Raw genomic sequence first — 7,669 nt, 5'->3', positions numbered from 1 at the left:
TTCAATCTCTGCCAGTTTCGGGAGGATGTGATCGTATTTTGTGGCTTTGCTGTTGCCTGACAAATTTTCATGGCCTTCCACCTCTCCGATAATGGAGATCAGATGGATTTTCCGCTTGTTCGCATTATCATCCAGGGTCATCTGGCCATATTCTTCCAGCTTTTCATCCTCTTTCTGTTCTATATCCTTTTCTGTCTTTTTTTCATCAAGGTTTTCCTTGCGCGCATTACCGTCAGGCCGATTCTGTCTTTCCTCCGGTTCTTCGTTCTTCCCATTACTATGCTGATACTCTCTCACCTTAAAAACCTCCTGTTTCACTGTTAATTTGGTAGTTTCAGTTTCCATTCTATCCCCACGCGTTCCAGGCAGAGTCTGCCCTCTTTACATGATGCAATGGAATATTCATGGGGTATTTCCATATGATGTGGAGAAAACCATAAAAATATGCTTCCTATCAATTCCAGTCTTCAACCTTATGGAATTACAATATTTTAATTGTGATTGTAACAAGTTATTGACTTTGATACTTCCGCATGGTAAACTACCAAACAACATAAATTAAGTCACATTCTTGCCAATGGAGGCAGCGCCGGAGTAATCCTTTCGCGCTGCTTTTCTATAAACAAATACATGACTTTTTGGCTGTGGCTAAACTAAAAAAAGGAGAGATCGTCTCATGAACAACTTTTTTATCGCTCAGACCTTTGGCAAATCCTCTAATTTCACGGATATTCCAAACAATTTATTTAAGGAACACAATGTAAAAAAAGGACTCCGCAACGAAGACGGCACCGGAGTACGGGTAGGCTTGACCCGCGTATCTGACGTAGTAGGATATGAAATCGAAGACGGAAAAAAGGTCAACGTCCCAGGCAAGCTCTATTACCGTGGAATCGAAATCGGCGACCTGGTAAACGGAAAAAATAATGAACGTTACGGTTTTGAAGAGACTTCATTTTTACTCCTTTTTGGCTATCTCCCCTCGAAGAAGGAATTAAGAGAGTTCACATCCATCCTCAGCCAGAACTACCATCTCCCTGATGAGTTTCTGGAAAAGAATATGCTCCGCACGCCTTCCCGCAATTTAATGAACTGCCTTCAGCAAAGCATCCTGGCTCTATATGATTATGATGAGGAGCCAGATAATGTGGATCCCTATGAGACACTTTTAAAGGGAATCAACATCATGGCAAAGCTTCCTTCTCTTTCCGTCTATGCATACCAGAGCAAGGTACATTACTATGAAAGAGACAGTCTGATCATACATTATCCAAAGCCGGAATATACCATGGCAGAAAATATTCTCTACATGCTGCGCCGGGATGGGATCTTTACCGAGCAGGAAGCGAATCTGCTTGATGTGATGCTGATGATCCACGCAGATCATGGCGGCGGAAATAACTCCACCTTTACCAATGTCGTTATATCTTCCACAGGAACAGATATCTATTCGGCCATCTCCGCTTCCATCGGCTCTTTAAAAGGACCAAAGCACGGCGGCGCCAATATATGCTGCAGTGAAATGATCAGGGCCATTGAAAAGGAAATCGGCCTAAAGGCGACCGAAGCCCAGATGAAGGGAGTGATCCAGAAAATCCTCGCAAAGGATTTCTATGACAATTCCGGCCTTGTATACGGACTTGGCCATGCAGTTTATACAGTTTCCGATCCAAGGGCGGATTTATTAAAGGCCTGCTGTGAAAAGCTGGCCAAACAGAAAAACAGGGAAGATGAATATGAGTTCCTGACAAAATTTGAAAAGGTTGCCAAAGCATGCCTGGCAGGCAACGGAAAAACCCTGTCAAACAATGTAGACTTCTACAGTGGTTTCGCTTATAATATGTTACAGATACCGGAAGATATGTATACGCCTTTGTTTGTCTGCTCTCGTATGGCAGGCTGGTTGGCACACAATATCGAAAACAAGCTGTATGACGGAAGAATCATGCGTCCGGCGACAAAATACGTAGGAGAAACTGTTTCCTACAAAAAAAGAGAGGAAAGATAGCATATGGTAAAATTGTATGACGGCGGAGCTTATCTTGTACATGGAACGGAACTGGTTCCGGATCAGGAAGCAGAAAAAGTTGCTGCCCTTACAGGAAAAGCTGCAGATAAGGCTGAGGCAAAAAAAGGTACCATCACCTATTCCATTTTAAAGAATCACAACACTTCGGATCATATGGATCATTTGAAGCTCCGTTTTGACTCCATGGCCTCCCACGACATTACATTTGTAGGAATTATCCAGACTGCCCGTGCATCAGGGCTTAAGGAATTTCCTATTCCATACATTATGACCAACTGTCATAACTCTTTATGCGCAGTTGGCGGTACCATTAACGAGGATGATCACGTATTCGGACTTTCCGCCGCCAAAAAATACGGCGGGATCTTTGTTCCGCCTCATATTGCGGTCATCCATCAGTACATGAGGGAAATGATGGCCGGCTGCGGACGTATGATCCTCGGCTCTGACAGCCATACCCGCTATGGAGCCCTGGGAACCATGGCCATTGGAGAAGGAGGCGGGGAACTGGTAAAGCAGCTTCTTCGGGACACTTATGATGTGGCTTATCCCGGCGTTGTGGCCATTTATCTTACGGGAAGCCCTGCTCCATCCGTTGGTCCTCACGATGTGGCCCTGGCCATTATCGGAGCGGTCTTTAAAAGCGGCTATGTAAAGAACAAAATCATGGAATTCGTAGGGCCTGGTGTTTCTTCTATGGATACGGACTATAGGAACGGTGTGGATGTCATGACAACGGAAACCACCTGCCTTTCCTCTATCTGGAGAACCGATGAGGACACAAAAGCCTATTTAGACCTTCATGGCCGTGGAGATGCTTACAAAGAATTAAATCCAGGAGAAGTGGCTTACTACGACGGAGTGGTATATGTGGACTTAAGCACCATCAAGCCTATGATCGCACTGCCCTTCCACCCAAGCAACACCTATGAGATCGACGAATTAAATAATAATCTTGGAGACATTCTACGCACTGTGGAAAAGGAAGCAGAGCGCATTGTAGGCAGTTCCAAAGCAAGCCTTTCCTTAACAGACAAGATCGTGGACGGAAAGCTGATGGTTCAGCAGGGGGTGATCGCAGGCTGTGCCGGAGGCAACTACTCCAACGTTATGGCTGCGGCCAATATTCTGACCGGTAAAAATTGCGGAAATGACATCTTTAATTTATCTGTATACCCCTCCTCCCAGCCAGTTTATATGGACCTGGTGAAGAAGGGAGCCATCTCGGAACTGATGGCAGCCGGTGCAACCGTCCGGACGGCATTCTGCGGCCCATGCTTTGGCGCAGGGGATACCCCTTCCAACAATTCCTTAAGCATCCGCCACACCACAAGAAATTTCCCCAACCGGGAAGGTTCCAAGCCAGGCAGCGGACAGATTTCCTGCGTTGCCCTCATGGATGCCCGCTCCATTGCTGCAACAGCGGCAAACGGCGGTTATCTCACATCAGCAAAAGGCTATGGAGAGGATTACCAGGTTCCTGCCTATGATTTCGATCCATCCTCCTATGAGAGACGGGTGTATCAGGGCTTCGGAAATGCTCAGCCTGAGGTCCCCCTGATTTATGGTCCAAATATCAAGGACTGGCCGGCTATGAGTGCATTAACGGATAATATTCTATTACGGATATGCTCAAAGATCATGGATCCGGTCACTACCACCGATGAACTGATCCCTTCCGGAGAAACCTCCTCCTATCGTTCCAATCCTCTCAGACTTGCGGAATTTACCTTATCCCGCCGCGATCCGGAATACGTGGAACGCTCAAAGAAAGTAAATGAGCTGGAACAGGTAAGGAAAGCCGGTGCCTGTCCCTTAGAGGCTGACCGGTCACTGGAATCTGCATTTAAGGCCCTGGCCGCTTACTTAAACCAGCCGGAACTGGATGTAAGGGAAACAGAGATTGGAAGCATGATTTACGCAGTAAAGCCAGGTGATGGCTCTGCCCGTGAACAGGCAGCCAGCTGCCAGCGGGTGCTGGGCGGCTTAGCTAATATTGCAAAGGAGTATGCGACGAAACGCTACCGCTCCAATGTTATGAACTGGGGAATGCTTCCCTTCCTTCTTGATGCAGAGCCGGATTTTGAAGTTGGGGATTTCATCTATGTGCCTGGAATCCGCAAAGCTCTTGACGGGGATATGAACCACATCCCAGCTTACGTTGTGAAAAACGAAGAAGGAAATCCGATTCATGAGATAGAACTGCACATTGCTGATATGACCCCGGAAGAGCGGGAAATCGTAAAGGCCGGATGTCTGATTAATTATAATAGAAACAAAAACCAAAAGCAGTAATGATAAAAACATACCCACCGGACATGGAACTGGCATTAAGCCAGGTTCCAATCCGGTGGGTATGTTTTTTATTTTAAGATTTTTTCTACCTGCGCATCATCAAGAGTCACATGATAAAACAGTTCGTAGAAATCCTTTACCTCTTGTTTTATATCAGCACTATATTGTTCGGGATATACAAGATTGCCCAGCCATAAAATTCCGATCATCCGGTTGACAGAAGGAGGACTGCTCATAAAGCTATATGGAGCGGATGGGATCTGATAAACCTTCCCCTCTTTTACTGCATTTAATTCTCCCCAGACCTTATCCGTTGTTATGGTTTGGTACAGGGCTTCAGAATCTGCGATGATAACATCCGGCTGCCACAGAAGAAGCTGTTCAAAGGATACTTCGCTTCCGCCGCCGCTTGATACCATTTCAACTTTAGCTGCATTTTCTGCTCCTATCTGTTCGATGACCCTGGCATGAATGGAACCTTCTGCATTGGTGTGAAGTCCATCATCTCCGGTAGCGAAATAAACCGTTTTCTTTTCTGCCAGCTGCTCCCCGGCTGTTTCAGAGTTTTTCAGCATATTATTGCAATAATCCGCCAGTTTCTTTGCCTGATCAGTCTCTCCGGTAAGCTCTCCCAGCTTTTCATAAGCAGAACTCATGGTATCTAAATCTGCCTCGATAAAGATGACTGGCATATTTAGCTGCTCCTGAAGGGCATCCATATCCTCTTTTACGCTCTTTTTGGCTTCTCCGATATCAATGATTACATCAGGACTTTCCGCAATGAGAGCCTCCATGTTTAGATTTGCATTCTTCCCATAAAACTGGCCGAATTTAGGAAGTGACCAATACTTTTCATCAATGTACTGCTTTGCACCTTCGGAAAAATCAGAAGCAAGTCCTGACAGCTTATCCGGACAAAGGGTATAAAGCACGATCTGTGCCAAAGGCCCGGAAGGAGCAATCTTGTTAATCTCCTTTGGCAGTGTAACTTCCCTTCCTGCTGAATCCGTGAACACTCTGGTGTCAGTCTGCGCTCCTGCTTCGCCCGCTTTTTCTGTTTCTGCCTGAGTTTCTGCTTTTACAGATACAGTTGTCTCTGCCTGACTGGCAGGAACCTCCTTACCGCTTCCTTTTTGGCAGCCATTTGCCAGCACTGCAGCAGCAAGGAATGCAGCCAGTACCAGACTTTTTCTCATTTTTTTCATATGATCCCCCTATTCCGCCGCTTTTGCGGCATATATTTTTTATTTAGAAAGCCTTACCGGCAATCCGGAACGGATTACCGCCTTGTGCTCACCTTTCTTCACTAATTCCTCTGTAAGTTTTTTATCCGTAATGAGAGTACCCGCTAACTCCCACACGCCAAAGTTAAAAAGATCAGGAGCGAGAGCCACACTGGGTCCCACTAATATAACTTTGGCATTCCGCGACAGCTCTAAAAGTCTTGGAAGGGTTTTATTAACCAGGGTAAATCCCGTAATAAAAACATAGTCTCTGTCTGAAAGTATGTATTCACAGGCACTGTCCGGATAATCGTCTTCCATTGGATTGCGCTCCAGAATTACGCAGGATTTTGCTTCTTTTAAAAATTCCTCTGCAAAGCAGAAATGTCCGATGGTCGCCACCTTTTTTCCTTTGACAGCCTCACGATGGGCCATAAAAGCATCTTCCTTCGATAGCTGCCTGATTGTGCCTTCCTTTTCCAGCCTGCTGATCCGGTCCGGCTGGTTATAATAGGCATTTACCGCTGCGGCACCAATGCTTGCCTCCGTAAAATTCCATGATTTTATCAGCCCGGCCGCTTCCCTCCATGACATATCCAGTATATTTTTTTCAGCCCTTTGAATGGTCTGAAGGGGATTTGTCGCTGCCGCGCCGGTATATCCGCTGACAGTCACTGAAGTCCATTGGATTCCTACAAAATAATCTTCTATTTTTACATCATCTGGTATTGGTTCTATCAGACTGTCATACATTTCCCACATATCCATCACATTCCCCCAGGCATACACACCTTTTTTCCGCTTTTTAAATCCTCATAGATCTCAATAGGCACCTGATATACGCCTTCCAAAAGCTCTTTCGTAAGGATCTTGTCCGGCTCACCGAAAGCCGCTATCTTTCCATCCATCATCACCAGCGCTTTATGGGCAAAATAAAAGACATGTTCCGGATTATGGGTGGATTGTACAATTAGATATCCTTTTTTTGACAAAGCCCGCAGTTCCTCCATAACCCGGATCTGGTTGCCGTAATCCAAGCTGGAACAGGGTTCATCCATAACCAGTATTTTTGCCTCCTGTGCGATGGCTCTTGCAATTAGTACAAGCTGCTGTTCGCCGCCGCTGATCTGCCCAAATATACGGTCCTTCAGACCATCAATCCTTAAAAGCTTCAGAGCATTCAATGCCCTTTCTTTCTCTTTCTGTCCCGGACTTGCAAAACGGGGCAGCGAGGCAGTTGTTCCCATTAACACCATATCCAGAACCGAAAAAGAGAATGCAGTATCATGGTTCTGGGGTATATAGGCAATCCTTCCGGCCAATTCCCGTTCTGAGAAGTGACGGCGTTCTGTTCCATCGATCAGAATCTCTCCACGATACCCTTTTAATAGCCCTAACATGCAGCGAAAAAGCGTACTCTTGCCTGCGCCGTTTTTTCCAAGGACACAGACCAGTTCTCCTTTGTTGAATGAAAAATTGATCCCCTTTAATACTGGAAAACAGTGATAGCCGAATTCCAGGTTTTTTACTGTCAGCTCCATACTCCCCCTCCTTTATAACCGGTTTCCTTCCCGTAAAATAAGATATAAAAAGAACGGAGCACCAATAAATGCAGTCAAAATGCCGATGGGGATCTCACTGGTAGCCAAAAGCCTTGCAAAATTATCCACGATCAACAGAAAGCTGCCGCCCATAAGCAGAGAGGCCGGCAATAGCCTTCGGTAATCACTTCCTACCAGCATTCTGGCAAAATGAGGGATTACCAATCCCACCCAGCCGATATGCCCGCTTACTGAAACTGCTGCTGAGGTAATTAAAGTCGCGCTGACTACAATGATAAAACGGAGCTTCTTAGCATTGATCCCCATGCTCCTCGCTTCCTCTTCCCCAAGGCTTAATACATTGATCCGCCAACGAAGAAGGTAAATCGGAAGGATTCCTATGAAGATCCATGGTGCCGCAAACATAACGTCTTTCTGCCGGATGGATGCCAGACTTCCCATAAGCCAATAGGTAATGACCGGAAGGGTATTGGTCGGATCGGCCACCAGTTTTAAAAAAGAGACCGCTGCGGAAGCAAGGGAGCTCACCATCATGCCGGACAGCACCAGTCCCAGCACGG

At 46.1% G+C, this 7,669-nt stretch carries 6 protein-coding genes and 1 pseudogene; 2 read left to right on the top strand and 5 right to left on the bottom strand.

Annotation, left to right across the window (positions count from 1 at the left end):
* A pseudogene (locus RT269_RS29115) lies at positions 1 to 297 on the bottom strand (ClpP family protease); the annotation flags it as partial.
* A gap of 379 nt (positions 298 to 676) precedes the next feature.
* On the opposite strand from RT269_RS29115, the gene RT269_RS29110 reads away from it, so the two are divergent.
* Both RT269_RS29110 and RT269_RS29105 read left to right on the top strand, forming a co-directional pair.
* Positions 677 to 2,008 (top strand): citrate synthase, encoded by a 1,332-nt coding sequence (locus tag RT269_RS29110; protein WP_313187959.1) that lies wholly within the window; start codon positions 677 to 679, stop codon positions 2,006 to 2,008.
* Positions 2,009 to 2,011: 3 nt separating this feature from the next.
* Positions 2,012 to 4,324, top strand: coding sequence for a hydratase (locus RT269_RS29105; RefSeq protein WP_313187957.1), 2,313 nt, complete (start codon positions 2,012 to 2,014; stop codon positions 4,322 to 4,324).
* A 68-nt stretch (positions 4,325 to 4,392) separates the two neighbouring features.
* Here RT269_RS29105 and RT269_RS29100 read toward each other — a convergent pair whose 3' ends face one another.
* The 4 genes from RT269_RS29100 to RT269_RS29085 form a co-directional block, all read right to left on the bottom strand.
* Entirely contained in the window at positions 4,393 to 5,529 is a 1,137-nt protein-coding gene (locus RT269_RS29100; RefSeq protein ID WP_313187955.1) for an ABC transporter substrate-binding protein, read from the bottom strand.
* Between the two features lie 39 nt (positions 5,530 to 5,568).
* Positions 5,569 to 6,315: a DUF364 domain-containing protein gene (locus RT269_RS29095; RefSeq protein ID WP_313187953.1), complete on the bottom strand. Its 747-nt coding sequence runs from the start codon at positions 6,313 to 6,315 to the stop codon at positions 5,569 to 5,571.
* Positions 6,315 to 7,088, bottom strand: coding sequence for an ABC transporter ATP-binding protein (locus RT269_RS29090; protein WP_313187951.1), 774 nt, complete (start codon positions 7,086 to 7,088; stop codon positions 6,315 to 6,317). The genes RT269_RS29095 and RT269_RS29090 overlap by 1 nt, the downstream gene beginning before the upstream one ends.
* 12 nt (positions 7,089 to 7,100) lie before the next feature.
* Positions 7,101 to 7,669: FecCD family ABC transporter permease (locus RT269_RS29085; RefSeq protein WP_313187949.1), on the bottom strand; the 569-nt coding region annotated here is incomplete at its 5' end.

The organism is Lacrimispora sp. (assembly GCF_032078915.1).
Classification (GTDB): Bacteria; Bacillota; Clostridia; order Lachnospirales; family Lachnospiraceae; genus Lacrimispora.
Note: the sequence above shows the minus strand (reverse complement) of the source record. Positions and strands in the feature narration are given on the sequence as shown.

What these genes read in the sequence shown, in the direction of transcription:
- RT269_RS29105 (WP_313187957.1), top strand. Translation starts at nt 2,012, where the DNA reads ATGGTAAAATTGTATGACGGCGGAGCTTATCTTGTACATGGAACGGAA.
- RT269_RS29090 (WP_313187951.1), bottom strand. Translation starts at nt 7,088, where the DNA reads ATGGAGCTGACAGTAAAAAACCTGGAATTCGGCTATCACTGTTTTCCA.
- RT269_RS29100 (WP_313187955.1), bottom strand. Translation starts at nt 5,529, where the DNA reads ATGAAAAAAATGAGAAAAAGTCTGGTACTGGCTGCATTCCTTGCTGCT.
- RT269_RS29095 (WP_313187953.1), bottom strand. Translation starts at nt 6,315, where the DNA reads ATGGATATGTGGGAAATGTATGACAGTCTGATAGAACCAATACCAGAT.
- RT269_RS29110 (WP_313187959.1), top strand. Translation starts at nt 677, where the DNA reads ATGAACAACTTTTTTATCGCTCAGACCTTTGGCAAATCCTCTAATTTC.